The organism is Micromonospora sp. U56, assembly GCF_018070095.1.
Lineage (GTDB): Bacteria > Actinomycetota > Actinomycetes > Mycobacteriales > Micromonosporaceae > Micromonospora > Micromonospora purpureochromogenes.
The window spans coordinates 1-1,141 of sequence record NZ_JAGPYL010000270.1; the positions used below are offsets into that span (position 1 = coordinate 1).

Here is a 1,141-nt window from a genome sequence, read left to right on the forward strand (position 1 = left end):
CGCTCACCGAGAAAGGTATTGGTTCGGGCGAGTCCGGCGACCACCTCGCCAACGGCGCCGGCCAGCCATGGGTTGCCCTTGCCGGTGGAGTTGCCCTTTTTGCGGCCGGCCGATTGCGCGTCGATCGGGGAGAACTTCGCCCAGGACACCAAGTGCGCGGGGGTGGGGAAGACGCTCATGTCCACCCCGACCTCGGCGATGATCTCCTGAGCCGAACGCAGACCGATACCGGTGATCTCATCCAGCTTCTCCACCGCCCGGGCGAAAGGGGCGATCATCTCCTCGATCCGGGCATCCAGCTCGGCGATGTCCGCGGCGAGGGCGTCGATGCGGCGCAGCATTGTGGCGCAGATGAAGGCGTGATGGTCATCGAAGTGACCGGTCAACGCCTCACGCAACTGGGGGATCTTGCGGCGCATCGAACCGTGGGCCATCTCCGCGAGGACCTTCGGGTCACGCTGCTGCGCCGATAAGGGCCTGCAGCATTTGCCGCCCCGACACCCCGTGCAGGTCACTGATCACCGAGTCGAGCTTGATCTGCGCGTCCTCGAGGGTCTTCTCCAGCCGCTGCTTCTCCCTGGTCTGCTCACGAACCAGGCTGCGCCGGTACCGGGTCACATCCCGCAGTTGACGGATCGGCTTGGGGTGCACCAGGCTCGGCCGGCACATCCCCCGCTCCACGACCTTGGCCAGCCACACCGCATCCAGCCGGTCGGTCTTCGGCCGGCCCGGCACATTCTTCACGTGGCGGGCATTGAGCAGCCAGCAGGTGAACCCCTCAGCCTCCAACAGGTAGAACACCGGCTTCCAGTAACTCGACGTGGCCTCCATCGCCACCAGCTCAACCCGTTCAACCCGCAGCCAGTCCGCCAACGCCAGCAACGCCGGCGTCACCGTCGCGTACTCGCGGACCTCCTGCACCCGCCGCTCCGGCCTGGTCGCGTGCGGCACCCGCACACACGCCACCAGACCCGCCTTGCCAATATCGATCGCGCACACCCGCGTAACCAGCTCCACCGGCTCCTCGGTCATCTCCTCCACCGGCCACCACCCTTCAGCCACACATCGACAGGTGGCCACCCACGGGAACGACAGGGCAGGTACTGCCCCCGGTTCGCGCGTTGACTCCTGGCCTGACAGG

At 66.8% G+C, this 1,141-nt stretch carries 2 protein-coding genes; both read right to left on the bottom strand.

Annotated features, from left to right (window positions below; translation table 11 throughout):
- Positions 1-434: transposase (locus tag KBX37_RS33925; protein ID WP_210779894.1), on the bottom strand; the 434-nt coding region annotated here is incomplete at its 3' end.
- A 19-nt stretch (positions 435-453) separates the two neighbouring features.
- Positions 454-1,032 (bottom strand): transposase, encoded by a 579-nt coding sequence (locus KBX37_RS33930; protein ID WP_247659518.1) that lies wholly within the window; start codon positions 1,030-1,032, stop codon positions 454-456.
- Between the last annotated feature and the right edge of the window lie 109 nt (positions 1,033-1,141).

Coding starts and splice junctions, on each gene's coding strand:
- KBX37_RS33930 (WP_247659518.1), bottom strand. CDS start 1,032: ATGACCGAGGAGCCGGTGGAGCTGGTTACGCGGGTGTGCGCGATCGAT.